This is a genomic window from Paenibacillus sp. HB172176 (genome assembly GCF_011947265.1).
In the GTDB taxonomy this organism is placed as follows: Bacteria; Bacillota; Bacilli; order Paenibacillales; family Paenibacillaceae; genus Pristimantibacillus.
The window spans coordinates 1-24,079 of the sequence record NZ_JAATHD010000039.1; the positions used below are offsets into that span (position 1 = coordinate 1).

Annotated in this window: 20 protein-coding genes and 5 tRNA genes; 20 read left to right on the forward strand and 5 right to left on the reverse strand. The window is 54.3% G+C overall.

The genetic code is table 11. The features are described 5' to 3' along the window. Positions 1-465: 465 nt before the first annotated feature. Both HFP08_RS27565 and HFP08_RS27570 read right to left on the reverse strand, forming a co-directional pair. A complete protein-coding gene (locus HFP08_RS27565) occupies positions 466-810 on the reverse strand; it encodes a transporter (protein ID WP_168123854.1) in 345 nt (114 codons plus the stop codon). Positions 811-1,007: 197 nt separating this feature from the next. Next, complete coding sequence (locus HFP08_RS27570; RefSeq protein ID WP_168123855.1) at positions 1,008-1,712, reverse strand: tyrosine-protein phosphatase; 705 nt, start codon at positions 1,710-1,712, stop codon at positions 1,008-1,010. Between the two features lie 580 nt (positions 1,713-2,292). Here HFP08_RS27570 and HFP08_RS27575 point away from each other — a divergent pair. The 9 genes from HFP08_RS27575 to HFP08_RS27615 all read left to right on the forward strand — a co-directional run bounded on the left by HFP08_RS27575 (position 2,293) and on the right by HFP08_RS27615 (position 10,777). Beyond that, on the forward strand, positions 2,293-2,886 hold the full coding sequence (locus HFP08_RS27575; protein WP_168123856.1) for an RNA polymerase sigma factor: 594 nt from the start codon (positions 2,293-2,295) through the stop codon (positions 2,884-2,886). Next, complete coding sequence (locus tag HFP08_RS27580) at positions 2,867-3,739, forward strand: anti-sigma factor (RefSeq protein ID WP_168123879.1); 873 nt, start codon at positions 2,867-2,869, stop codon at positions 3,737-3,739. The genes HFP08_RS27575 and HFP08_RS27580 overlap by 20 nt, the downstream gene beginning before the upstream one ends. A 163-nt stretch (positions 3,740-3,902) precedes the next feature. Next, a tRNA-Leu gene (locus tag HFP08_RS27585) sits at positions 3,903-3,982 on the forward strand. Between the two features lie 357 nt (positions 3,983-4,339). Next, a complete protein-coding gene (locus HFP08_RS27590) occupies positions 4,340-5,968 on the forward strand; it encodes an AraC family transcriptional regulator (RefSeq protein ID WP_168123857.1) in 1,629 nt (542 codons plus the stop codon). A gap of 97 nt (positions 5,969-6,065) precedes the next feature. Continuing rightward, positions 6,066-7,091, forward strand: a complete 1,026-nt coding sequence (locus HFP08_RS27595; protein WP_168123858.1) for an ABC transporter substrate-binding protein — start codon at positions 6,066-6,068, stop codon at positions 7,089-7,091. Beyond that, complete coding sequence (locus HFP08_RS27600) at positions 7,088-8,083, forward strand: FecCD family ABC transporter permease (RefSeq protein WP_168123859.1); 996 nt, start codon at positions 7,088-7,090, stop codon at positions 8,081-8,083. The genes HFP08_RS27595 and HFP08_RS27600 overlap by 4 nt, the downstream gene beginning before the upstream one ends. Continuing rightward, positions 8,080-9,111 carry a FecCD family ABC transporter permease gene (locus HFP08_RS27605; RefSeq protein ID WP_240941917.1) on the forward strand — a complete coding sequence of 344 codons (1,032 nt, stop codon included), beginning with the start codon at positions 8,080-8,082 and terminating at the stop codon, positions 9,109-9,111. The genes HFP08_RS27600 and HFP08_RS27605 overlap by 4 nt, the downstream gene beginning before the upstream one ends. Before the next feature lie 29 nt (positions 9,112-9,140). Next, positions 9,141-9,965: an ABC transporter ATP-binding protein gene (locus tag HFP08_RS27610; protein ID WP_168123860.1), complete on the forward strand. Its 825-nt coding sequence runs from the start codon at positions 9,141-9,143 to the stop codon at positions 9,963-9,965. Beyond that, positions 9,962-10,777, forward strand: coding sequence for a (2Fe-2S)-binding protein (locus HFP08_RS27615; protein WP_168123861.1), 816 nt, complete (start codon positions 9,962-9,964; stop codon positions 10,775-10,777). Before HFP08_RS27610 ends, HFP08_RS27615 begins: the two co-directional genes overlap by 4 nt. Positions 10,778-10,803: 26 nt before the next feature. On the opposite strand, the gene HFP08_RS27620 is transcribed toward HFP08_RS27615, so the two are convergent. Further along, positions 10,804-11,199, reverse strand: coding sequence for a DUF2203 domain-containing protein (locus HFP08_RS27620; protein WP_168123862.1), 396 nt, complete (start codon positions 11,197-11,199; stop codon positions 10,804-10,806). A gap of 281 nt (positions 11,200-11,480) precedes the next feature. On the opposite strand from HFP08_RS27620, the gene HFP08_RS27625 reads away from it, so the two are divergent. The 11 genes from HFP08_RS27625 (at position 11,481) to glmM (ending at position 21,810) form a co-directional block, all read left to right on the forward strand. Continuing rightward, a tRNA-Gly gene (locus tag HFP08_RS27625) sits at positions 11,481-11,555 on the forward strand. Positions 11,556-11,563: 8 nt separating this feature from the next. Beyond that, a tRNA-Arg gene (locus tag HFP08_RS27630) sits at positions 11,564-11,640 on the forward strand. Positions 11,641-11,666: 26 nt separating this feature from the next. After that, a tRNA-Pro gene (locus HFP08_RS27635) sits at positions 11,667-11,743 on the forward strand. A 9-nt stretch (positions 11,744-11,752) separates the two neighbouring features. Beyond that, a tRNA-Gly gene (locus tag HFP08_RS27640) sits at positions 11,753-11,826 on the forward strand. A gap of 387 nt (positions 11,827-12,213) precedes the next feature. Beyond that, on the forward strand, positions 12,214-15,018 hold the full coding sequence (ppc, locus tag HFP08_RS27645) for a phosphoenolpyruvate carboxylase (RefSeq protein ID WP_168123863.1): 2,805 nt from the start codon (positions 12,214-12,216) through the stop codon (positions 15,016-15,018). Positions 15,019-15,199: 181 nt separating this feature from the next. Next, complete coding sequence (locus tag HFP08_RS27650; protein WP_168123864.1) at positions 15,200-16,276, forward strand: S1C family serine protease; 1,077 nt, start codon at positions 15,200-15,202, stop codon at positions 16,274-16,276. Positions 16,277-16,538: 262 nt separating this feature from the next. Next, positions 16,539-17,105, forward strand: a complete 567-nt coding sequence (gene sigW, locus HFP08_RS27655; protein ID WP_168123865.1) for an RNA polymerase sigma factor SigW — start codon at positions 16,539-16,541, stop codon at positions 17,103-17,105. 108 nt (positions 17,106-17,213) lie between these two features. Continuing rightward, complete coding sequence (locus HFP08_RS27660) at positions 17,214-17,867, forward strand: zf-HC2 domain-containing protein (protein WP_168123866.1); 654 nt, start codon at positions 17,214-17,216, stop codon at positions 17,865-17,867. Positions 17,868-18,039: 172 nt separating this feature from the next. Then, entirely contained in the window at positions 18,040-18,870 is an 831-nt protein-coding gene (cdaA, locus tag HFP08_RS27665; RefSeq protein WP_168123867.1) for a diadenylate cyclase CdaA, read from the forward strand. 1 nt (position 18,871) lies between these two features. Beyond that, complete coding sequence (locus tag HFP08_RS27670) at positions 18,872-20,353, forward strand: CdaR family protein (protein WP_168123868.1); 1,482 nt, start codon at positions 18,872-18,874, stop codon at positions 20,351-20,353. 113 nt (positions 20,354-20,466) lie between these two features. Further along, a complete protein-coding gene (gene glmM, locus HFP08_RS27675; protein WP_168123869.1) occupies positions 20,467-21,810 on the forward strand; it encodes a phosphoglucosamine mutase in 1,344 nt (447 codons plus the stop codon). Positions 21,811-21,879: 69 nt separating this feature from the next. Here glmM and HFP08_RS27680 read toward each other — a convergent pair whose 3' ends face one another. Further along, the gene (locus tag HFP08_RS27680) at positions 21,880-23,061 is read right to left on the reverse strand and encodes an NAD(P)/FAD-dependent oxidoreductase (RefSeq protein ID WP_168123881.1); all 1,182 of its coding nucleotides are present in this window, start codon (positions 23,059-23,061) and stop codon (positions 21,880-21,882) included. Position 23,062: 1 nt separating this feature from the next. Next, a complete protein-coding gene (locus tag HFP08_RS27685) occupies positions 23,063-23,503 on the reverse strand; it encodes a DUF1641 domain-containing protein (protein WP_168123870.1) in 441 nt (146 codons plus the stop codon). Positions 23,504-24,079: the final 576 nt, after the last annotated feature.

Sequence of the window (24,079 nt, forward strand, 5' to 3'; positions counted from 1 at the left end):
GAGGGAAAACCTCACGTCCGGTTTGATGAAGGGGGAACTGGAAAGTAACTAGAGGGCTTGCGCCCTCCAACGAAATTCAGTTCTCTACTCTACTTGCACATTATAGAATGGATAAGCAACTGTAACGGACATTTTCGCCTCTTAGCGGGTTAATCCCGTTGTTTTTTCGCTCGTTTGATCGACTAAGAGGACAAAATGAGGCTGTCGATTCATTGTGGACCGGGCTGGAATACCGATTATCAGCTCTGCATCCTCGGATCACGCTCCGATTGGCGCTCTAGCGCTGATTATCCGCTCTGGAGCTTCAAAAGCGGAACCGGCTGAGGTGTTATACAGGTTGGTGATCCACAGTTAATCGACAGCCTTCAAAAAGCCCGTTAGAGCAGATTACTGCTATCAAAGGACAACCTCAGGCGTTTTTCTTATTTATTGAACATTTAAGTCTACTCTGAATGAAGCTGCAGTCTATACGCAAGTGAAGGATTCGATCGATCTCAGATCAAAGCCGGCGTACATCCAGAAGGCTCCGTTCCAGCGGAAGCCTGCGATGGAGGTTGGACCGACGAAGACTGGAAAAAACCAGAACTGGCTGCGATTATGCATCCAAATATACGTAAAGCGGAAAAGGCAGCGGCGAATGCCTCCCGGGTCAACGGCTAAAGCGGCGGCAGAGGCTTGTTGCGGTACAAAAGAGGGCGGTGGCGAACTGGGCGCCATCTGCTGATGGCCGGGAGGTCCCTGCGGCGGTCCCATTCCTTGACCGGGCGGTCCAAATTGCCCTGGAGGCCCGAAGGGCGGTAGAAAGGACATGGAAGATTCACTCCTGTTTGTAGGATCAGTTATTTGTTCTATACACTATGCGTTCGCATAGATAGAGGTGACCAATCATCACATCCCGTCGAATGCGTTGTCTCAAGAAAATCCCCCATGAAATCAATTCATGATTTCATGGGGGATTTGTTTTCGCATTATTTAAATGGGGAACAGCGTTCTCCTGTCGTTAGCTTTTAGGCTATAACTTGCTCCATGCGTTCCAATATGGCGCGGGTTTGCGCTTCGTTGGCTAGCTGCTTCGCCATCTGAACGCCAGCGGATAGGTTGGGCTTGCGTTTCACATTATGGGCATCGGTCGCGAGGGTATGCACAAGGTTTTGCTGGAGCAGCCATTTGGAGAAATCCGCCGCTTCCTTGCCATTCGTGCCGATTAGACTATCGGCGGTAACTTGGGTCCATGCGCCTTGATGAATTAACTCCATTAATAGTTGAGGCTGTTCACGGAAGAAGTAATGTCGCTCCGGATGCGGAATAATGGGTCTTGTTTGCTGGTGAAGGAAGAAGTCGACGATCTCTGGAGTGTCCTCATTGTAGTGGTTCCAGCATTGCTCCAGCAGAACAAAGCCTTTGGCAGCATTCAAATATAGAAAATGATCTTGCTGAGCGTGAGTATAAATAAATGCGGCAGAGTTCACGCGAACCTCATTGCCCGGAAGTACGGTCAGAGGAATGTCCTCTGCATGAAGCGCCCGCTGCAAGGTCTCGATTTTTTGCAACAGATTGGTTTTCGAGGTTGTTCCGTTCTCGAAGAAATGGGGAGTCGCAATCATATGAGTGACACCGTCAGAACTGGCCATTCGCGCCATTGCAATCGATTCTTCCAAATCCTTTGCCCCGTCATCCACTCCGAACAGGATGTGACTATGAATATCAATCATCGCCTCCTTTGTATGGGAATTATATCGGAAAATGGTTCATTTGGCGACCCCTAATCGGGCTACATGTCTAAATGCCTATGGGAAATCCGTCTTTTGTTAAAAAAATGAGAAATATGTGTTTGAGAAGAGACAATCGGTGTCTACCTATAGGTATAGCCTTTGTTATGCGGATGGCATGGGCAATTGCGTAACCCCCTGACGCGCATTTGCCTGTTTTCAGTCTTCATAACGATTCCAGAAAAATATGCTGAAAGGTCTGCAAGATTAACCATTGCCTAGTGCATTGGTAGCAGAAGCATTCATGAACGCAGCTTTATCGAGGTCGCTGATCAACATTCTGCTTGAGCTTTGCTGCGGCGAAGAGTATGATGGTTTGCAGCGGCTTTCACACTGTGGCGGTGAAAGACCCATGTGACTCGTCCTGAGCGTATGGAAGGCTTTCTCATGATCAAGCTCATTCGGAGAGCATCCCGATCTTTTTTTTGATGAAAATGATTAAAAAATGATGCCGGATGTAATCTAAAACCCCGGATTATACGAATGAGTAGATATAGGGGAAAATGCTTGAAGGGAGTTTCCTATGAGTGATCAGGAACGAGATCGGCAATTAATGTCTCAGATTGCGTTGAAGGATTCAAGCGCGCTTGAGCAATTGTATGATCAATACGAGATGCCCTTATACTCGTTCGTTATGCGAATGGTTAAGGATGCGATGCTCGCAGAAGAAATTATTCAGGAGCTGTTCCTGCGGATATGGAATCATGCGGAAAGATACGATGGAGAGAGCGGCAAATTCACAACGTGGATGTTCGCCATTGCCCGCAATATCGCGATTGATCAGCTTCGAAAGCGGAAGAGCCGCATGCCCGAGCCCTATGCGGATGAGTCGCAGCTAGCGGCAGTGGCGGACGAGAAGCAGGATATTGAGACCGAGGTTGAAATGAATTGGTACGGCAACGAAATGAAGAAGGCGATTCAGGAGCTGAATGAGGACCAGCAGGACGTTGTCGAGATGATCTATTATCAAGGCTATACGCAGCAGGAAGTGTCTAGGCTGAGGGATATTCCGCTTGGAACGGTGAAGAGCCGTGTCAGGCTGGCTCTTAGACAGCTTAGGAAGAGGCTTGACGGTCTGCAGACAGGGGTGATGGTCTATGGGAAATCAAGAACATAGCGAGCTTTGCGAGCTGCCGGAGCTCTATGTGTTAGGAGGATTGACTACAGAGGAGCGGGAGGCGTTCGAAGCGCATTTGAAACTATGCCCGAATTGCAGGGAAGCCGTGTCCGATCTTGGAACCGTGGCGGAAATGCTGCCTCATGCGGCCGACCGGTTGCAGCCGCCGCCGGGCATGAAGCGCAGAATTCTCTCGACCGTATTGGGAGAGGAAGCGTCGAGTGCGGTTGCGGGCGATGCGATGACGGTACAATTGCCGGAGCGTTTTCTTGGGAGAGAAGGCGGTGAAGCGGCAGGAGAAAGCGGGACGGTCAGGGAGGCTTCGAAACCCTCGAGAAGATCGGCATGGGAGCGGTGGTCGCTGGCAGGGATATCGGCGGCTGCGGTCGCGCTTGTCGTCTATTCGATGGTACTGACGGGTCAGAAGCAGGATTTGAAAAAACAAATCGCCGAGAATAGAGCGAGTGTGGAGCAGCTCGAGCAGCAATTAGCGGATGCGAACAGTCCGGATTTGTCCACGAAGCAGCTTGTATCGGCAGTGACGCTAAGTCCGGCAGCGAATGATATCGTCGCGAACGGTTTGGCGACGATCGTAATCGACGATAAGGGAACGCATCTAATCGTTCAGGCGGAGAACCTGCCGCAGCTTCAGAACACGGAGGCCTATCAAGTATGGCTGCTTAAAGACGGCAAGCCTCGGAATGCGGGAACCTTCTTGACGACGGATGGCAATGGAGCGCTTTATTTCACATTCGAGAACAGCGACTTTGATACAATTGCGATTACGCAGGAGCCGGATGCGAACGGAACGCAGCCGCGAGGCGACATTGTATTGAGCGCGAAATTAGGCTGATGCGCAGATGACGCGTTGGAGTGTTTGGGCTCTTGTTTTTGAAAAGGGCAGGAGTCCGCATGGCTTACCACATAAGAATTTATAAGTTTTCGGGTCATCCCACAGAATTATGCTTGCATTAAATGAAATGAATATGTTATATTATATGTCTGATGTAACTTGCGCGCGTATGGCGGAATTGGCAGACGCACTAGACTTAGGATCTAGCGGGAGACCGTGGGGGTTCAAGTCCCTCTACGCGCATATAGCTTTTGAAAAACCCTTCGATTGAAGGGTTTTTTTGTGCATTATAGGATCTTGCAATTGTAACGGACCTTTTCGACCGTTAGAAGCGCTTTTTAGCTAGTTCGGATTTTTAACGGACCTTTTCGCCTCTAAGCGGGTTCATCCCGTTGTTTTTTCGCTCGTAGGGTTGGCTAAGAGGACAAAAAGTCCGTTAGAGCAAGCGAGTGTTGAAAAACGGCGTCTAAGAGGACAAAAAGTCCGTTAGAGCAGGTCGCTGCTTTCAAAGGACGCCGTGAGGCGTTTTTCTCATTGCAATCCTGCTCCTCATGTTTTAGAATAATGTGAGAATGATTATCATTTATGCGGAGGGAATTCATGCGTACCAACGCTCAGGCTGTTATGGAGCTCATGAGCTCAGCCTCCTTGCTGCTCGTCGATGCCAAGCATGCCTCCAGCGAGCCTAAGGAGGGAATCTCAGACCGGGCGCAGCATACGCTGCTGCTGTTCCGTCAAGGAGAAGGGGAACTGGAAGCGGACGGACGGCGATACGAGCTGAGAGGCAAGAAGATTCTGCTTCTCGCGCCCCATACGGTAGCGCGATTTCTTCTTCGGATGAAGGAGGAGCTCGATTATGTCGAGATAGGCTTCCACCTGCTTCGAGTCGGCGAGAGCGGCAAAGCGGAATTTGCCGAGCTCCCCTTGAACGAGGAGCTTATGGTCTCGCATTTCCACGTACATATGGCTCGGGCGTTCGAACTGGCGAGAATGTGCGAGGGAGACGGCTGGGGCAGGACGAAGGCGAATATTCGCTTTCAGGAGCTTATCGTCGATCTTCTGCAGGAGCTGCTGGACAATCCGGAAGCCGCGGGAAGCGCTTCGGGAGGCGCTTCCATACAAGGGACGATAGACTATATGCGGGAGCATTTCCGTGATTCAATCAAGCGGGAATTGCTCTCGGAGATGGCCGGCATGAGCGCCGATTATTATACCAAAGCATTCAAGAAGAGAACCGGCAAGACGCCGACTGCTTATTTAACCCATTTAAGAATTAACTATGCGAAGCAACTGCTGCTTGTCTCGAATGACTCGAACCGCATGATTGCTCAGAAGTCGGGCTTCGGAGACGAGTTCTACTTCAGCCGCAAATTCAAGTCGGCTACGGGCTATTCGCCGTCGGTGTATGCGGCCAAGGTGAAGAGCGCCGATAAGATCGTAACGCTGCAGCATAATCTGACCGGTCATCTGCTTGCGCTTGGCGTTGAGCCGCATGGGGCGCTGATCAATGGCTATTATCCGTTCGAAGCGGGAAGCACGGTGTCCGTCGGGGGCTTCAGACCCGATCTGGACAGGCTTGCGGCGGTACGGCCGGATCTGATTCTGGCGAATGACATTCATGATGAAGAAACCTCCCGCAAAGCCAAAATTTTCGATCAAATCGCGCCTACCGTCATTATTCCCTATCTCGATAATTGGAGAACGCAATTGCGAAACACGGCATCGGCTATCGGAGAGAGGGAGAAGGCCGAGGCTTGGCTCGACGGCTATGAGCGGAAAGCCGCCGCGCTGCGCGAACGGCTGCCCGATGCTATCCGGGAGGAGAGGACGCTGATTGTCGGCATCGGCTGCGGCAAGCTGTGCTTGTTCGGACAGCGCAACGTGGGAAGCGTGCTGCATGGCGATCTGGGTGTCCTTCCTGCGTCCGTAGCGACGGGAATTGCGCACTACCGGGAGATCGAATACGAGGAGCTGCTGGAGCAGCATGCGGATCGAATTCTGATTGTCAGCTATCGCAACGATGGATCGCCTGAATCGAAGCGGCGAATCGAGGAGATGGAGGAGCGCTGGTCCGGCGACCCGAGATGGCTTGCCTTGAAGCCGGTTCGAGAGGGCAAGACGCATAGGCTGTTGGATCGGCAGCATTTGTATACGTTATACACCTCCTACTCCCACTCGATTTTGCTCGATCGTTTATATGCGATTCTCATGTCGGAAACATCCAAATAGTCGACGGATTTGTTCATGTTCTTTTTCCTCCAAACACGTATACTTAACGTTGATAATGATTATCAATTACATTATAGGGATGAAGGGGATTAACAACATGCGCAAGATGAAGACTCAGGGATTGGTATGGCTGCTTGCCGCGATGCTGGTGCTGGCGGCAGGCTGCGGACAAAGCAACGGGAACGCTAATGAAGGGATTAACGCGACCGCGGCAGGGAACGCCGCTGGAAGCGAAGAGAATAAAGGGGCGTCGAATTCGGCGGCCGGCGGAGAAGGCAATGAGACACGCGTCATTGAGCATGCCATGGGCAGCACAGAGCTGAAGGGGATCCCCCAGAAGGTTGTCACGTTGTATCAGGGCGCGAACGATACGGCTGTCGCATACGGCATCAAGCCGGTCGGAATCGTGGAATCCTGGTCCGAGAAGCCGATCTACTCTTATCTGAGAGATGATCTGGAGGGCATTCCGATGCTGGGTGAGGAGCATCAACCGAATTTGGAAGCCTTAAGTCAATTGAAGCCGGATCTGATTGTCGGGACGAAGACGAGGCATGAGGCGATCTATGATCAGCTTAGCCAAATCGCCCCAACGGTCATGATCGATCAGGTTTATGATTGGAAGGCGACCGTGAAGCTGATGGGAGAGGCCCTTCATCAGGAGGAGAAGGCGGATCAACTCATGCAGGATTGGGATGACCGCGTGGCTGATTTCAAGACCAAGATGGGTGATCGATTGCCGATTGAAGCGACCATTACGAATTTCCGGGCGGATCATGCGCGAATCTTCTATATGGGGTTTGGCGGCGGCATCTTGAAGGAGGCGGGCTTCGATCGTCCCGAAGGGCATGACGCGGATATATGGGGCGTGACGCTGACCTCGAAGGAGAGCATTCCGGATATGAACGCCGATGTGATTTTCAACTTCAACACGGGGACCGATGAAGAAGCGGTTCAGCGATTCTATGAGGATTGGACGACTCATCCGCTATGGAAGTCGCTCGACGCGGTCAAGAACGGTCAGGTGTATGATGTGAATGAAGTGGCGTGGAATTCGGGCGGAGGCTATCTTGCCGCGAACAATATGCTAGACCAACTGTACGAATTCTTCAATCTCGCGCCATGAAGAGCTTGAAGCTCGGCTGGTTGCTGCTATTCCTCGCCGCGCTGGGCTGCCTGCTTGCAGGCAGTCTTCTGCTTGGTCGGACGGCTATTTCATGGAGCACGATGCTGGATGCTTTCCGCCAATACGACGAATCGAATGCCAAGCAGCTTATCGTTCGCACGGAGAGGCTGGACCGAGCCGTCATTGCCGCGACTACGGGAGCGGCTTTGGCCGTGGCGGGAGCGCTTATGCAGGCGTTAACGCGCAATCCGCTTGCTTCGCCATCCGTATTCGGGATTAATTCGGGTGCGATTCTTTTTGTCGTTCTGGGCACGCTGCTTCTCGATATTCATGATATGTCGCAGCTGATGTGGCTGGGGTTCGCGGGGGCTGCGCTTACGGCGCTATGCGTCTATATGCTGGGTGCGGTCGGCTCGGACGGGATGACTCCAATGAAGCTGGTTATGGCCGGAGCGGCGATGACGGCGTTGTTCGCGTCGATGACGCAGATTATTCTGGTCATGGACGATACGGGCTTTCAGGACGTGATTTTCTGGCTGTCAGGCTCGGTGAGCGGACGATCGCTCGACAGTCTGCTGCCGGTGCTGCCTTTTCTTGTTGCGGCTCTTATGGCGGCCTTCCTGATGAGCGGCGCGATTAACGTGCTGATTACCGGAGAAGATATCGCGAGGGGGCTGGGTCAACGGACGACAATCGTCAAGATCGCGATGGGCCTCACCGTCGTTGTGCTTGCTGGCGGTTCGGTCGGCGTGGTTGGTTCTATTGGCTTTGTCGGATTGGTGGTGCCTCACTTGGCGCGGGCGTTTACAGGGAACGACTATCGCTGGCTTATTCCGATTTCGGCAGTGATGGGAGCGGATCTGCTGCTGCTTGCCGATATCGGCGCGCGCTTCCTGATCATGCCGCAGGAGGTTCCGATCGGCATTATGATGGCGATGATCGGTGTGCCGTTCTTTGTTTATATTGCGCGCAGAGGAGTGATTCGGGATTGAAGGGGCATGTGACTTTTCGAAGCAAGCGACCTGAAATGCATTTCCAAATCGAACGAAGATCGCTGATCGCGCTTGCCGTGCTGATTCCGCTCGCGCCGCTCCTGGTGTTCGCGGCGGCATGCTTCGGCAATACGATGATCGCTCCGCTTGATGTCTTGAAGACGATTGCGGGTCTGCAGGGCGACTTCGTGGTCGAATCGCTGCGGCTCCCGAGGGCGCTCCTGTCATTGCTCGCGGGAGCGGGACTCGGCATCGCGGGCGCGATTCTGCAAGGCATCATCCGCAATCCGCTCGCTTCGCCGGATATTGTGGGCATTACGGGCGGGGCGTCGGTCGCCGCCGTAATCTTCCTGACTTACGGAGCGGGAAGCGTCAGCATTCACCTGCTGCCGTTCGCGGCGATTGCGGGAGCGCTGCTTGTGTCGACGCTGCTCTATCTCTTGTCGTGGAGGGACGGCGTCACGCCAAATCGACTGGTGTTGATCGGTATCGGACTCGCTGCGGCGATGAGCGCCGCGACTACGCTTATGCTCATCATCAGCCCGGTTCTGTCGTTCAACCAGGCGTATATCTGGATGACGGGCAGCGTCTATGGCGCGAGATGGGAAAATGTGCGAGTGATGCTGGCGGTCGTCGCGCTGCTATTGCCCCTCACGCTATATTTCGCGAGAAGCTTGAACGCACAGGAGCTCGGCGACGATATGGCCGGAGGCTTCGGCGTGGCTGTGCAGCGAGATCGGCTATGCTTATTGGCGTTAAGCGTCGTGCTTGCCGGTACGGCGGTGGCCTTTGTCGGAGCCATCGGCTTCGTCGGACTGATCTCGCCGCATATCGCGAGACGGCTTGTCGGCAGACCGTTCGGCAGCCAGGTTGTTGTAGCTGGAATTGTCGGGGGAATCATTGTATTGCTGGCAGATTGGACGGCCAGGACAGCTTTTTATCCGAAGGACATACCGGCAGGCGTGTTCACGGCGGCCATCGGCGCGCCCTTCTTCCTGTACCTGCTGTTCCGGGCGCGCAAGTTTTAATTCAAGAATTGTAGAGGAGGCATGCGTTCATGGCGATTTTGGAGGCTAAGGCGCTATCGATTGCTTACGGCGAGAAGACGGTGCTGGAGCAATTGGATTTGCGAATACCCCCGGGCAAAATAACGGTCCTGATCGGAAGCAACGGCTGCGGGAAGTCGACGCTGCTGCGTACGATTGCCAGGCTAAGACAGCCGAGCTCCGGCGCGATTCTGCTGGATGGGAAGCAGCTCTCGTCCATGAGCTCGAAGGAGATTGCGAGGCAGCTGGCGATGCTGCCGCAAGGCCCGGAGGCTCCCGAGGGGTTGACGGTGCGCCAGCTTGTTCGTCAAGGGAGATATCCGCATCAGAGCTGGCTGAAGCAGTGGTCGCAGGAGGATGAGCGAATGGTGAAGTACGCGCTGGACGCGACGAGGACGGCGGAATTCGCGGAGCGATCGCTTCAGGCGCTGTCGGGCGGCCAACGTCAACGCGCCTGGATCGCGCTGGCTTTGGCGCAAGGGACGGATATGCTGTTGCTAGACGAGCCCACCACTTATCTCGACCTGACGCATCAGGTCGACATTCTCGATATGCTGTTCGAGCTTAACGAACGCGAAGGACGGACAATTGTCATGGTGCTGCATGACCTGAATCTGGCATGCCGGTACGCGCATCACATGGTCGCTGTGAGTGAGGGAGGAATCTACGATGAAGGACCGCCGGAGCAAATCATGACGGAAGAGATGGTGCGGCATGTGTTCCGAATGCGCTGCAGAATCGCGGAGGATCCGATCTTCCATACGCCGTATTGCATTCCCGAAGGACGGGGCAGAATGATTAGCTCCGAGACCAGGACCAGGGAGGCTGTACAATGAGCGCAGACCTGGAATGGGCGGGCTTGGATGCGGATTTCATGGATCAGTATTTTCAGCTGTGCTTCAAGGAGCCCGAAGGCTCTGTCTATTCGGCTCCGGCATCCCAGTTGCTTGAAGGCGGCGGGATGAAGAGCTTCCTGGAGCGGTACGCTCCCGAGATGAAGGCTCTGGATCGGCAAGCCGCAGCGGCTTACTTGGCTAAGTGGCTTGGAGGCCCGGCGATTGCGCAGCAATATTTGATGGCTTACCAGGGGAGAGCGATGCGGCTTGCGCATGGGAATATTCGGTTCCACCTGGTGCTTGACGGCGGTCATGCCCGGATTCTCTTCGAGGCGGAGGAGGCGGAGTGGACGATGGCTCCTGAATCGAAGGCTGAGCGCGCGAATTGGATCAGGGAAGAACTGGCTGCTCTGCACGGCGGCTTCGTGCGGCCGCTGCTGGAGCGGATCGCGGAGGCCGGCGGTATGCGCCTTGCCTATCTCTGGGGGTTAATGCCTACCAGGTTGAATTATTTAATGGAGCAAATTCCGAAGGCAGCGCCCGGGGTGCCGGATATCGATGCGGAGATCAGGCTTTTGGAGGATTATCGTCTGTTGAAGGAAGAGCTGGAGCCCGCCGTATTCGGCCTGAAGCGCAATCCGCTTCAAGTTAAGATCAGGTGGGTGGAGCATTATAAGGATTCCGAAGAGCGGATGCGGATGAAGAATGTATGCTGCATGTACTATCGCACCGAAGGGGGCAGCTATTGCTATACCTGTCCGAGAATGACGGCGGAAGAAAGAGAGGAGCGCCTCCGGATGCTGCGCCAATAGGCGGCTCGCGGAGGCCGCTTGCCGTTTCAAGCGTCGGGATGCACCTTCCGGCCGAGGAAGCCGTCATGCCAGCCATGGTAATGCATAATGCGTTCCTCGCCCTCCCGCCAGCAGATCAGCACTTCCTCGCCGTCTATTATGGAAGGAAAATCGAGAAGCGCGGGCTGAATCATTTTGATCAGGATGCCCTTGCGCGAGAAATTATCCATATACATGTTCAGCTCATGCTGCATAAAGTCGATCTTGCCCTCCAGCTCGAATAAGGGCTCTTCTTTGTTGCTGCTTAGGGCCGCCTTGATCTTCTGATGCTCGATAATCTGCTCCTCAAGCTCCTCGAGCAAGCGCTGAAGCTGCTTCAAGTCGGCGCGTATATCGGGCAACATGTCGTTGGCTTCTTGTAACGTAAATCGCTTGTTCACCATGCACATACACTCCTAACGAAAAATGATGATTGCATTTATAGGACGGATTGAATGTAGAAGGAAGGGTATGCTCTAAAGTTTACTAGAAGGAGCCGACCCTTTTCAAGCTTGTTGGCAGGCGGCAGGAGGCGCAGAGAAGGAGGATGCGGCAAGCGCAGACCAACTTTATCAAAAAACACATTTTTTTTATAAAAGGAGTTGCATTTTGTTTTTGAGCGTGATATATTATTACTTGTCGCCGCAAGACGTTAAGTGTTTGGCGATGAAGCTTTTAACCCTATGCGGAAGTGGCTCAGCGGTAGAGCATCGCCTTGCCAAGGCGAGGGTCGCGGGTTCGATTCCCGTCTTCCGCTCCATAAATCGTGCGGCCTTAGCTCAGCTGGATAGAGCGTTTGACTACGAATCAAAAGGTCAGGAGTTCGAATCTCTTAGGCCGCGCCATTTATTCTTTGCAAGATTGTTTTTGACGGGATGTAGCTCAGCTTGGTAGAGCACCTGGTTTGGGACCAGGGGGTCGCATGTTCAAATCGTGTCATCCCGACCATCATCATATGCGGGTGTAGTTCAATGGTAGAACTTTAGCCTTCCAAGCTAATAGCGTGGGTTCGATTCCCATCACCCGCTCCAGTAATTAAATCGCCGAAACTCCTTGATACATAAGGGGTTTTTATTTTTGTCTTTTTCGACAAACGCAGGCTGCATTCCCTCGTTGATGTCCATTTTGGTGAGCAGGCGGTGCCGAATTTAAGTGTTTAACGGGGAGCGCAATGGTGTATAAATAAGGTAGCCAAGCCGAATCGAGCGAAAAAAAAGGGTGGTGGCGGCACCGCTCCCATGAGTAATTGCTTCCAATTCGACAATTTGAAGCGGGGAGACTTCAACGGCGCCGATATTTGTAGTATGATGTTAGGAGCTATGTACGAATAATTGAAGGTAATCTTACAAAGTTGTGACGGATAGGGGCATCGCTGATGCTCCTGTCTTCAAAGTGAGTTTGCTGCTAGGAGGAACGGTATGTCAGAACAATCAGTATCACTGTCAACAGCCAGTCGGACACAAGCGAATAATCTGCTAAGAAGAGATGTCCGTTTTCTAGGGAATATTCTCGGGGACGTGCTGGTGCATCAAGGCGGGCGCGAGCTGCTTGATCTTGTCGAGCAAATCCGCGAGATGAGCAAGACGCTTCGCGCGGAATACGTGCCGGAGCTGTTCGAGCAATTCAAGACGACGATCTCGTCCCTGAGCCCGGACAAACGTCATCAGGTTATCCGCGCGTTCGCTGTATACTTCCAACTCGTCAACATTGCGGAGCAGAATCATCGCATTCGGAGAAAACGCGACTATGAGCTGTCAGCGGGCGAGACGGTTCAACGCGGTTCGATCGAAAGCGCGATTCAGGATCTGAAGGAGCGCAATATCGCGGTCAATGATGTGCAGGACATTCTGTCCGGCATCTCGCTGGAGCTGGTCATGACCGCGCATCCGACGGAAGCGACGCGCCGCGCGGTTCTGGATATTCATAAGCGTATCGCGGAGAACGTGATGAAGCTGGATGATCCGACCTTGACGATTCGCGAGCGTGAAAAGCTGAACGAAACGTTGGTCAACGAAGTACTCATTCTATGGCAGACGGACGAGCTTCGCGATCGCAAGCCAACCGTAATCGACGAGGTGCGCAACGGCTTGTTTTATTTCGACGAGACGTTGTTCGAGGTGCTTCCTAATGTCTATGAAGAGCTTGAGCGCTGCCTTGCGAAATATTACCCGGACGAGAAATGGCATGTGCCGGCTTACCTTCGCTTTGGCTCCTGGATCGGGGGCGACCGCGACGGCAACCCGTCCGTCAAGGCCAAGGTGACCTGGGAGACGTTGACGCTTCATCGCCAATTGGCGATCAAGAAGTATGAAGAGAAGCTGAATGAGCTTGTGGATCTGCTGAGCTTCAGCACGAGTCTTGTTGAAATTACGGATGAGCTGGAGGAGTCGATCCGCACGGACCGCGAGCACGTCGAGCTGAAGAATGTGGATCTGTGGCGCAATACGAAGGAGCCTTACCGCATTAAGCTGGGCTTCATGCTCGAGAAGCTCGCCAATACGCGCAATGACGCCCTGAAAGGCTCGCCTATGCGCTACAACCACCCGAATGAGCTGAGAGAGGATCTGCAAATCATCGACCGCAGCTTGCGTCATCACTTCGCGGATTATGTGGCCGACACGGATGTGGCGAAGCTGATTCGCCAGGTGGAGCTGTTCGGCTTCCATCTTATGGCGCTTGATATTCGTCAGCACAGCCAGGAGCATGAGAATGCGATGGCCGAGGTTCTGGCGAAGATGAATGTAACGAGTAATTATGCGGAATTGTCCGAGAGCGAGAAGACGAAGCTTCTGGTGGAGCTGCTGAACGATCCGCGTCCGCTCACTTCAAGCCATCTGGACTATTCGGAGTCCACGCGCGAGTGTCTGGATGTGTATCATACGATCTACCGCGCCCAGAAGGAGTTCGGAGAGAACTGCATCAACAGCTATCTCATCTCGATGACGGAAGCGGCCAGCGACATGCTGGAGGTTATGGTGTTCGCGAAGGAAGTCGGCTTGTTCCGTCAAGAGACGGACGGCTCGATTCGCTGCTCGATTCAATCGGTGCCGCTGTTCGAAACGATCGACGATCTTCATGCCGCTCCTGCCATTATGAAGGAGCTGTTCGAGACGCCGATTTATCGCAAAGCGGTAGAGGCCTGCGGCAATTTGCATGAAATCATGCTAGGCTACTCCGACAGCAACAAGGACGGCGGAGCGGTGACGGCGAACTGGGAGCTGCGCGTCGCGATGAACGAGATTACGGCGGCGGGCAAAGCCTACGATGTGAAGCTGAAGTTCTTCCACGGCCGCGGCGGTGCTTTGGGTCGCGGCGGCATGCCGCTCAACCGCAGCATTCTGGCGCAGCCGCCTCATACGATCGGCGGAGGCATCAAGATCACGGAGCAGGGCGAGGTATTGTCCTCCCGCTATTCGATGCAAGGCATCGCTTATCGCAGTCTGGAGCAGGCGACCTGGGCGCTGGTGACGGCTTCCCGCCTAGCGAAATATCCGCAGCAAGAGCCATCCGACGTGGCGGAGTGGGACGAGATTGCCCGTTCGATCTCGGAGACGGCGCTGACCAAGTATCAGGATCTGATCTTCCGCGATCCGGATTTCTTGACTTTCTTCCGCGAATCGACGCCGCTGCTTGAAGTTGGCGAGCTCAACATCGGCTCACGTCCTTCCAAGCGGAAGAACAGCGACCGCTTCGAGGATCTGCGCGCGATTCCATGGGTGTTCTCCTGGACACAGAGCCGTTACCTGCTTCCGGCATGGTATGCGGCAGGCACAGCGCTGCAAAGCTACGTGAAGGATGATAACGCGAAGCTGGAAACGTTGAAGACGATGTACGAGCAATTCCCGTTCTTCCGTTCGCTGATCGACAATCTGCAGATGGCGCTTGCCAAGGCGGATATGCTGATCGCGAAGGAATATGCGAATATGATCAAGGATTCGGCGATCCGCGATCGCATTTTCAAGCAGGTTGAAGAGGAATATCAGCTCACTTCGGATCTCATTCTACGCATTACGGGGCAGGATGAAATTCTGGACAATGTGCCGGTCATTCAAGAATCGATTCGCCTGCGCAATCCATACGTGGATCCGCTCAGCTACCTTCAGGTGCAGCTGATTACGGAGCTTCGCGAGCTGCGCGACAAGGACGAGGACGACCAAGAACTTCTGCGTGAAGTACTGCTTACCATCAATGGCATTGCCGCGGGACTTCGGAACACCGGTTAATACGGCCGATGACTTTAAATGGCAAGCAATCGACACAGCAAGAAGAGAGAGTCAGCTGCGGAGCACCGCGGCTGGCTCTTTTTATGTAACCTTTAGTTTCGATTAAGATTGTCTTAAGGTCGATCCTTCATGATAGAGCTATCAGATAGAAGAGCAACAAATCATGGGAGGATGATGAGAGATGAATCACGATACTTATGAGCATGAGAGCAAACCGAATTCGCAGGCGCGTGAACATACGAACACAACGAATGAGTTCGAAGCTTATTATAAAGAAGTGGGACAGCAACCGGTCGGGAAGAAGCAGCGCAAAACGAAGCGCAATCGGGTAGCGCCGCTAGCGGCGGCATTCCTGGCAGGAGCAATCGTCATTGGCGGATTGACCTACTCCGCCGATGAGATGAACCTGTTCACCGGCGGCGCGGCGGCGAGCGAAGCGACTGCCGGACAAACCTCAAGCTCGGCGGTGGGAGCGGGATCCGGCCTCACAACGGCGAGCCTGAGTACGAGCTCCGACCTGGCCTCGATCTATGAGCAGGCTAGTCCGGCGGTGGTGAAGGTAGAGAACTATGTGCAGCCTCAGCGCAGCTCGATGAGCGCCAATCCGTTCTTCCAGGAGCTGTTCGGCTATAGAGGGCAAGGGCGCGGAGGATCGCAAGACGGCTCGCAAGGCCAGTCGCAGGACGATCAGCAGTCAAGCAGCGACGAGAATCTCGAATTGTACGGAACGGGAACCGGCTTCTTCTTCGATGAGGAGGGCTATATTCTGACCAATGAGCATGTAATCGACGGAGCGGCGCAGGTGAAGGTGACGGTAGAGGGCTACGACGAGCCGCTTGTGGCGGAGGTGCTGGGTTCGAGCACGGATCTCGATCTTGCGGTGCTGAAGGTGACGAATCCGAACGGGGAGAGCTTCCCGTCCCTGACGCTCGGCAATTCCGATAATACGAAGATCGGGGACTGGGTGATGGCGATCGGCAATCCGTACGGCTTCGACTCGACGCTGACGATGGGCGTGCTGAGCGCGAAGGAGCGGCCGATTACGATTCAAGGCGAGGATGGACAGGCCCATACGTACGAGCATTTGCTGCAGACGGACGCTTCCATCAACCCGGGCAACTCCGGCGGCCCGCTGCTGAACACGTCGGGCGAAGTAATCGGCATCAATTCGGCGGTGAACGCGGAGGCGCAGGGCATCGGTTTCGCGATCCCGACGACAACCATACTGAATGTGCTGGATGATTTGAAAGCAGGTTAATATGGGCTGTGCTAACGAGCCTGAGATGAGAAAAGCTGAGAAATGGAGAGCTTGGCCTGACGGTCAGGGTCTCCTTTTTCTTTCCATTGAGCAAGCAACGAACATCTCTGGCCGTAATCGGTACATGAATCCCGGCAGTCGAGGGGGAATTATGAACGCCAAGGAGCCGGGGCTGCCAAAACACTTGCAATTTGCGGTCAGGTCGTTTACCATTTTTCTAAATAGACGGGCGTACGTTTGGTCGTTTGGAGGAGTTAACAAGGTGAACGTATTGGAGAACAGGCTCGCTCGATTAGCCTTGAAGGGCGATCGGCAAGCCTTCGAGGAGCTTGTCGATCTGTATCAGGGCAAGCTCTATCATATGGCTTATCGCATGCTGAGCAGCAGGCAAGAGGCGGAGGATGTTGTACAGGAAACCTTTCTTCGCGTGTACAAGAACTTGGAGCGTTTCGACGATACGCAGAAATTCTCGACCTGGATCTACCGGATCGCCACGAATCTGTGCATCGATCGTCTTCGGAAGCGCCGGCCGACGTATTCCCTCGACGCGGAATCGAATGATTACGAAGGGCTTGACGGCTATTCGATGATTCCGAGCGACGATCGGACGCCGGAGTCGGAGCTTATTCTGACCGATACACAGCGGATTATACAGGAAGCGATGGAATCGCTGCCGCCGAAGTACAAGACGGTCATGATGCTTCGGTATCTGCATGATCTCTCCTTGCAGGAGGTCGGCGATATTCTGGGTATGCCGGTGACGACGATTAAGACGAGAGTACATAGAGGCAGGGAGTTTCTGCGCAAGAAGCTGGAGCACCGCTTGTAGCATTCATTTTGTTGGCAGAAAAAAGTGAAACATCCCTCGTTCTGATACGTATCCTATAACGAGTTGAACGCGAAAGCACAAGCACTTGGGAAGAAAGGAATGGCTGCTATGGATTGTAAGGTTGCCATCGTCAAGCTTCACGACTATTTGGACGGCGATATGTCCCGTGAAGAGATTGATACTTTGCAGACGCATTTGTCGACTTGCGCCTCTTGCAGCACGCGATTGGAGCAACTGGAGAAGACGGATGCCAGTATATACCGATTCATGGAGAGCGGTCACAAGAGCTCTCGGGAAGACGCGGCGGCTTCCGCGCAGCTGAAGGAGCGCATCATGGCGCAGCTTCCGAAGCAAGGGGCCAAGAAGAAGGAGCGCAGCAAGCTGGTTCAATTGCTCTACCGTTATCCGGGAGCAACGGCCGCGGCCGTGTTCCTGCTTATTATGTTCAGCAGCCTGTTCGCCTCTTGGGGTGAAGACTCCAAGCTGATTGTCTCCGGAGACGGCGCGGATCTTCAGCAAATCGTCATTAACGGAGACACGGTCATCGTTCCCGCAGGCGTGCAGATTGCCGGCGATTTGACGGTTGAGAACGGCAAGGTGGAGGTTCAGGGCTCGGTGGACGGCGATGTGACCGTTATCGACGGGTCGATGGTGCTGGCCTCGACAGGACATATTGCCGGTCAGAGCCGGACGATCGATCAAGCGCTCGACTGGTTCTGGTACAAGGTTACGAATACATTCGGCAAAGCGATTTCGCCTTAGCTGCAGCGGCTTCCCCTTGCGGGAAGCCATTTTTTTGCCGAGAATATGTCGATTCGACGATGTTTTTATTAAATATTATTGATTTAGAGGATTTCACAGGCGTTTTATAGAAAATAATAAAGTTAATGTGCGATAATAGAGAGAGCCGTGATTTGCAGTTGGGGGTTGACGCATGAGCTACTTTTCAGATTTGTCTTGGAATAACTGGCTGAAGGATATTGTCGATGTCGGCATCGTTAGCTATATTATCTATAAAATGATTTTGCTTGTAAGAGGCACGCGCGCCGTGCAGCTTCTCAAAGGCATATTCGTGCTGGTCGCCACCTGGGCGCTCAGCACCTGGTTCAATCTGTATACGCTGAAATGGCTGATGAACCAGATGTTCACCTTCGGTATCGTGACGGTGCTCATCATCTTCCAGCCTGAGCTCCGGCGCGTCCTTGAGCAGCTTGGACGGGGAAATCTGTTCTCGCGCTCCTCCTCGCTCGAACGCAACGCGATCAGCGATCAGATCGACGAAGTGATCAAAGCGGTGCAGAATATGTCGAAGCGCAAGGTGGGCGCGCTGATTGTGTTCGAGAGGAAGACGGGCGTCAGCGAGCTGATTGAATCCGGCATAGCCATGGAGTCGCGGATTACCTCCGAGCTCTTGATTAATATCTTTACTCCGAATTCGCCGCTGCATGACGGCGCGGTTATTATTAGAGGCAATCAGATTATGGCGGCGGGCTGTTATTTGCCGCTGTCGGAGAATCCTTTTATCAGCAAGGAGCTTGGCACGAGACATCGGGCGGCGATCGGTGTCAGCGAGGTCAGCGATGCCTTGTCGGTCGTCGTGTCGGAGGAGACGGGACAGGTCTCTCTCTCCTTCAACGGCATGATTGTCCGCGATATTAATGAAGAGTCGCTCATCTCCAAGCTGTTCGAGGAATTGACTCCGAAGGTGAACGAACGCTCGAAGGACAGCGGTTGGTCCTTGTTCGGGAAGCGGAAGGGAGAATGATATGGATAAGTGGCTAAGTCATCCTACCGTTCTGAAAATTATCTCCGTCGTTCTTGCCCTCTTGCTCTGGGCGGTCGTGCATATCGATCCGGAGACCTCGCCGCAGACGACTACATCGAATACGGTTACGAAGGTCATTGAAGCGGCGACGATCTCTGCGACGGGGCTTGATCCGAAGAAGTACAAGCTGACGGCAATGGAACCGACGGTGACTCGGCTTGTGGTTGAAGGTCGAATAACGAGTCTGTATGCGGCTACCAATGAAGATTATATCGTGCAGGTAGATGTCTCAAATGCGAAGCCTGGCATTCAGAAGCTTCCCCTGACGGTAAAGCTGCCTTCGGGCATCAAGGAGATCGAGCTGTCGCCGCGCGAGGTGACGGTTCAGCTCGAGAAGATCGAGACGAAATCGTTCGACGTGGAAGTGATGACCGAGGGCAAGGTCGCGGACGGCATGGTGCTTGGCACGCCGGAGATTCTGACTGAGGGCGGGTCGAAGGTTGACGTGACGCTTCCCGACGGCGATATGAGCCGCGTAGGCGTCGTAGGCGTGTCGCTCGATGTGTCGGGCGCGACGAAGACGGTCGAGAATAAGAAGGCGAAGATTGTCGTCTATGATACGGAAGGCCAGGAGATTACCGACGCGGTGGTAGATCCGCAGACGATTCATGTGTCGGCGCCCGTTACGCTTCCATCGAAGCAGGTGCCGCTGCAGGTGCGCTATACGGGAAGTCTGCCGGATAATCTCAGTCTCGTGTCGATCCAGCCGCAGCTCGATCAGGTGACGGTGTATGCGCCGGAGGACAAGCTGAGCGATATTCAGATCTATGACGGCGCGGTGCTGGACCTGTCGAAGGTGAAGGAAACGGGCATTGTGAAGGTGAAGGCGTCTCCGCTTGACGATATCGAGTCGGTGGCGCCCGGCGAGATCGAGATGATGGTCGTGGTCGAACCGACCGTAACGCAAACCTTCAATAACGTGCAAGTGAAGGTGAACGGCGCGATCGAGGGACTGACGACGGAATTTGTTGGGGATAACGGGAACAAGCTGAGCGTGAAGCTGAAGGGCGCTCAGACGGTGTTGTCCGGCGTGAAGGCTTCGGATATATCCGCTTCGATCAAGGTGGACGGGCTCGAGCCCGGGGAGTATACGCTGCCGGTCGATCTCGGCTTGCCGTCCTATGTACAGCCAGTGCTCGAGGATGACAAGCCGCTGACGGTGACCGTCGACATCCTGGACGGGTCGGCGCTTGTCGATCCGACTGATCCGGGAGAAGATGTGGATGACGATAACACTGAGGCGACCGACCCGCCAAGCGGAGGCACAGCTACGCCGCCGCCCGCGACGGAGGAGCCAACCGATACTGGCAAGACCGTCGATCCGAGCGATGGAAGCGGGAACCGCAGTGAGAGCGCGAAGGTTGATGCGACGGATAGTGTGAATCGCAGTCTGGCGAGGCCGGGGATGTCGACCGGCGTGTAAGCGCGGTTGAATGCGTTTTACGGAATAGGGAGAAGCATTGCCGACATAGTGTCAAGGAATGGGATATGAATCGAATGGATTCGAATGACATGGGATAAAGGGGAAGAAGCAGGATGGGGAAATATTTCGGTACGGACGGCGTTCGCGGCGTCGCCAATAGAGAATTGACGCCGGAGCTGGCGTATAAGATCGGCCGCTGCGGCGGCTATGTATTGACGAGGACGGCCGTAAGCCGCCCGAAGGTGGTCATTGGACTGGATACGCGCATATCCGGACCGATGCTGGAATCGGCGCTCATCGCGGGGCTGCTGTCGATCGGGGCGAGCGTGGTCCGTTTAGGCGTGGTGTCTACGCCGGCGGTTGCTTTCTTGACGAAGGAGCTCGGAGCGGATGCTGGCGTGATGATCTCGGCTTCGCATAATCCCGTAGAGGATAATGGCATTAAGTTCTTCGCGGGCGACGGCTTCAAGCTCTCGGATGAGACGGAGCTGGAGATCGAAGCGCTGATCGACGCGCCTACCGATGCCCTGCCTCGTCCAGTTGGCGGCGATGTGGGTGTGGTGACGGATGACAGTGAAGCGAAGCGAAGGTATCTGGATTTCTTGAAAACAACGATCAAGGGGCAATTCAGCGGGCTGAAAATTGTGCTCGATTGCGCGAACGGCTCCGCTTATGAGCTTGCGCCAGCGGTGTTCCGCGAGCTTGGAGCGGAGATTGCGACGGTAGGCGCCGAGCCGGACGGCCGCAATATTAACGCTGGCGTCGGTTCGACGCATCCGGAATTTCTGCGGGAGAAGGTGCTGGAGCTCGGCGCCGATCTCGGCCTCAGCTTCGACGGCGACGCGGATCGCTTGATCGCGATCGACGAGAAGGGCGAAGAGGTGGACGGCGATTTCATCCTCTGCATTATCGGCGACCGCTTGAAGCGGGAGGGCAAGCTGTCCCATGACACGGTCGTCACGACGGTGATGGCGAATATTGGCTTCTTCAAGGGAGCGGGCAGCATCGGACTGAAGACGGCGCAGACGGCGGTCGGCGACCGCTACGTCATGGAAGAGATGCGCCGCGGCGGCTACAATCTGGGCGGCGAGCAGTCCGGCCATGTCATCTTCCTCGATCATATTACGACGGGCGACGGCATTCTGACCGCACTGCAGCTGGTGGATACGGTTGCCGCTTCGGGCAAGAAGCTCGGCGAGCTGAAGACGCTTATGCGGAAGTTCCCGCAGAAGCTGGTCAATGTACGCGTGGCGGACAAGAGCAGGTATGCGGGCAACGCAGCGATTCTGAAGGCAGTGGCCGACGTGGAGGCGGAGCTCGGCGACAACGGCCGCGTGCTGGTCCGTCCATCGGGCACCGAATCGCTGATTCGCGTCATGGCCGAAGGACCGGACAAAGCTCAAGTGGAAGCCTATGTGGATCAAATCGCTAATGTGGTGAAAAGTGAACTGGGTTAAGGAATGAGAGAGGCAAGCGAGGTCCGCTGGACTGTTGCTCGCCTCGCTCTTTTTTTTGCATGCCCCGCATCAATACATATAGGCCGACAACCCGTTAATATGAGCGAGATAGCGCGCTTTGCTGCCTTCCTTCATGAGGGAAGCCGGCAGTCCTTTGAGCGCAATGTTGTTCGCTCCCACGGAAGCGATGGCATCCTTGCGGCCGAGGCTGACCAGCTTGCCGGAGTTCTTGAAGCGGAACGCTTCAAGCGGGAGCCCGCGTATCGTCGCGTAGAGATTATAGCCGATCGCGTCGCCCATCTGTGAGGCTAGCTGGGCCGATGGCGGAGTCGGTTGATCCAGCTCGTTGCGGAAGACCGCGCTGTCGCCGGCGACAAAGATATCGGGATGTGATACGGAAGCGAGATACGGGTCGATCTGCGCTCGGCCGCGCTCCAGCGCGATGCCCGAATCCGCGACGAGTTGATTGCCCTTCACGCCGCCGGTCCAGACCAGCGTGGAAGCGGGAATCTCCCGGCCGTCTCTAAGCCGCACAAGCTCCCCTGTATATTCGGCAATATGCATGCCTGTGATGAACGTCACGCCGCGAGCGGTCAGGCTGCTTCTGGCGCGGTCGACCAGCTCGCTCTCGAAGCCGGGCAGAATGTTCGGAGCTGCCTCGATGCAATACAGCGAGATGTCTCCCATCTGAATTCCCCTCTCCTTGCACCAAATCGGCATGCGGTCAGCTAATTCTCCGACTAGCTCGACCCCGGTCAAGCCGCCGCCTCCGATGACGATGGCAGCATCCTCCGGCTGCCGGCGCAGCTTATATTGATCGAATTTTGCCAAGATATGCGAGCGAATCTGATTGGCCTCGTTAGCGGATTTCAGCGTCAGGCTGTGCTCTTCAAGGCCGGGAATTTGGAAAAACGAGGTCTGGCTTCCAAGCGCGATGACCAGCAGATCATAGCTCAGCGGCTTGCTGTTGTGCTGAAGAGTTACCTGCTTCTGATCCGGCTTGATGGCGGCGACCTTGTCGATCACCAGCTCGATTCCTTTTCCCTTAATTAGCTTCTCAAGCGGCAGCCCGATGGCTCGTTCCGACAGACCGCCTGCGGCGAGTCGGTGCAGCTCCGTTATAATCTGATGCGTCTTGTATTGATTGACCAGTGTAATGGCGGCTTCCTCCTGCGAGAGCAGCTTCCTCGCTGCCAGAGCGCTGACTAATCCGCCGTAACCTCCGCCTAGAATGACAATATGCTTCATGATCTCATCTCCCTTGTTTGTTGTTGCCGGATTGCATGAGGTTCAAGTAAGCCTGCGAAAATCTCAAAACAGACTGCACGCCGGGCGATTTCAGCATTCGAAGCATGCCGAGCAGACCGATGGTCCGAGTGTTTTTGGCGGCTTCCTCCTGAGCTTCGATGGCTGTTGCGGCTAGGGCTTTGGCTTTGTCCTGGAGGGGAAGAAGAACTTCCTTCGCCCCGTCGATCAGATCCTCTCTGATTACTGGATCACTGCATATTTGCTGCGCTTTGTCGTAGGTTTTTGCCATCGTGGAGATCATCTGCTCCAGCTTCGGAAGCTGTTCCAGCAGACTCAGGAGCGATTGCTCCACCTCGGGTTTGCTTAATTGCTCGAGAAGCTTTGGCGATAATCGGTAACCGGCGTCAGCGGTTTCGACCTTTTCTTCTGTAAGTGTAGTAGTCATGGGATAGCGCTCCTTTCGGTAGCAGGGATTAATGTTGTGAAATTATTCACAAACTTGAATGCAGATGCATTCTGTCGCTGAAGGCATCGTTGAATGCATCGATTCATGAAAGGCACAATCATTATTTGTGAAACATTTCACAAAACTGCGAACAAACAGCTGAAGATACGTGTGTCGAGCGACTTCTTGTTTGTGAACAAATTCACAATCTCTATGTCCCAAATAATAACACAGGAAAGATTTATTTGACAATAGGTTTGAATTATAATTTTTCGGTGTAGAAAGATAGGAGATCTTGTCGCATTTCGGGAAATTAACGAATAATAGTTGCACGAATCGAGGAATATGAATATGATAGGACATATGATTCCAGCAGGAAAGAGAGGGAAGAGGTCGTACTAGATTTACAAGCGCCAGAGCTTGCGTGATGATCGCGCCGGAGAAGCCGCATGGAAAGTGGGCTTTATGACGGGGCGACATACGGGAAGCTGACGAGGTGAAGGTGTTCGAAGCATTCGGCGGGGACCTTCCGGTAACGAGCAAGCCAACCGAAAGCCGTAACGCAAAACGATCGGG

Excerpts from the sequence above, each read along its gene's own strand:
- HFP08_RS27570 (WP_168123855.1), bottom strand. The coding sequence starts at position 1,712 with ATGATTGATATTCATAGTCACATCCTGTTCGGAGTGGATGACGGGGCA.
- HFP08_RS27685 (WP_168123870.1), bottom strand. The coding sequence starts at position 23,503 with ATGACTACTACACTTACAGAAGAAAAGGTCGAAACCGCTGACGCCGGT.
- HFP08_RS27670 (WP_168123868.1), top strand. The coding sequence starts at position 18,872 with ATGGATAAGTGGCTAAGTCATCCTACCGTTCTGAAAATTATCTCCGTC.
- HFP08_RS27650 (WP_168123864.1), top strand. The coding sequence starts at position 15,200 with ATGAATCACGATACTTATGAGCATGAGAGCAAACCGAATTCGCAGGCG.
- HFP08_RS27575 (WP_168123856.1), top strand. The coding sequence starts at position 2,293 with ATGAGTGATCAGGAACGAGATCGGCAATTAATGTCTCAGATTGCGTTG.
- HFP08_RS27590 (WP_168123857.1), top strand. The coding sequence starts at position 4,340 with ATGCGTACCAACGCTCAGGCTGTTATGGAGCTCATGAGCTCAGCCTCC.
- HFP08_RS27595 (WP_168123858.1), top strand. The coding sequence starts at position 6,066 with ATGCGCAAGATGAAGACTCAGGGATTGGTATGGCTGCTTGCCGCGATG.
- HFP08_RS27660 (WP_168123866.1), top strand. The coding sequence starts at position 17,214 with ATGGATTGTAAGGTTGCCATCGTCAAGCTTCACGACTATTTGGACGGC.
- HFP08_RS27565 (WP_168123854.1), bottom strand. The coding sequence starts at position 810 with ATGTCCTTTCTACCGCCCTTCGGGCCTCCAGGGCAATTTGGACCGCCC.
- ppc (WP_168123863.1), top strand. The coding sequence starts at position 12,214 with ATGTCAGAACAATCAGTATCACTGTCAACAGCCAGTCGGACACAAGCG.
- HFP08_RS27615 (WP_168123861.1), top strand. The coding sequence starts at position 9,962 with ATGAGCGCAGACCTGGAATGGGCGGGCTTGGATGCGGATTTCATGGAT.
- HFP08_RS27620 (WP_168123862.1), bottom strand. The coding sequence starts at position 11,199 with ATGGTGAACAAGCGATTTACGTTACAAGAAGCCAACGACATGTTGCCC.
- cdaA (WP_168123867.1), top strand. The coding sequence starts at position 18,040 with ATGAGCTACTTTTCAGATTTGTCTTGGAATAACTGGCTGAAGGATATT.
- HFP08_RS27600 (WP_168123859.1), top strand. The coding sequence starts at position 7,088 with ATGAAGAGCTTGAAGCTCGGCTGGTTGCTGCTATTCCTCGCCGCGCTG.
- HFP08_RS27610 (WP_168123860.1), top strand. The coding sequence starts at position 9,141 with ATGGCGATTTTGGAGGCTAAGGCGCTATCGATTGCTTACGGCGAGAAG.
- glmM (WP_168123869.1), top strand. The coding sequence starts at position 20,467 with ATGGGGAAATATTTCGGTACGGACGGCGTTCGCGGCGTCGCCAATAGA.
- HFP08_RS27580 (WP_168123879.1), top strand. The coding sequence starts at position 2,867 with ATGGGAAATCAAGAACATAGCGAGCTTTGCGAGCTGCCGGAGCTCTAT.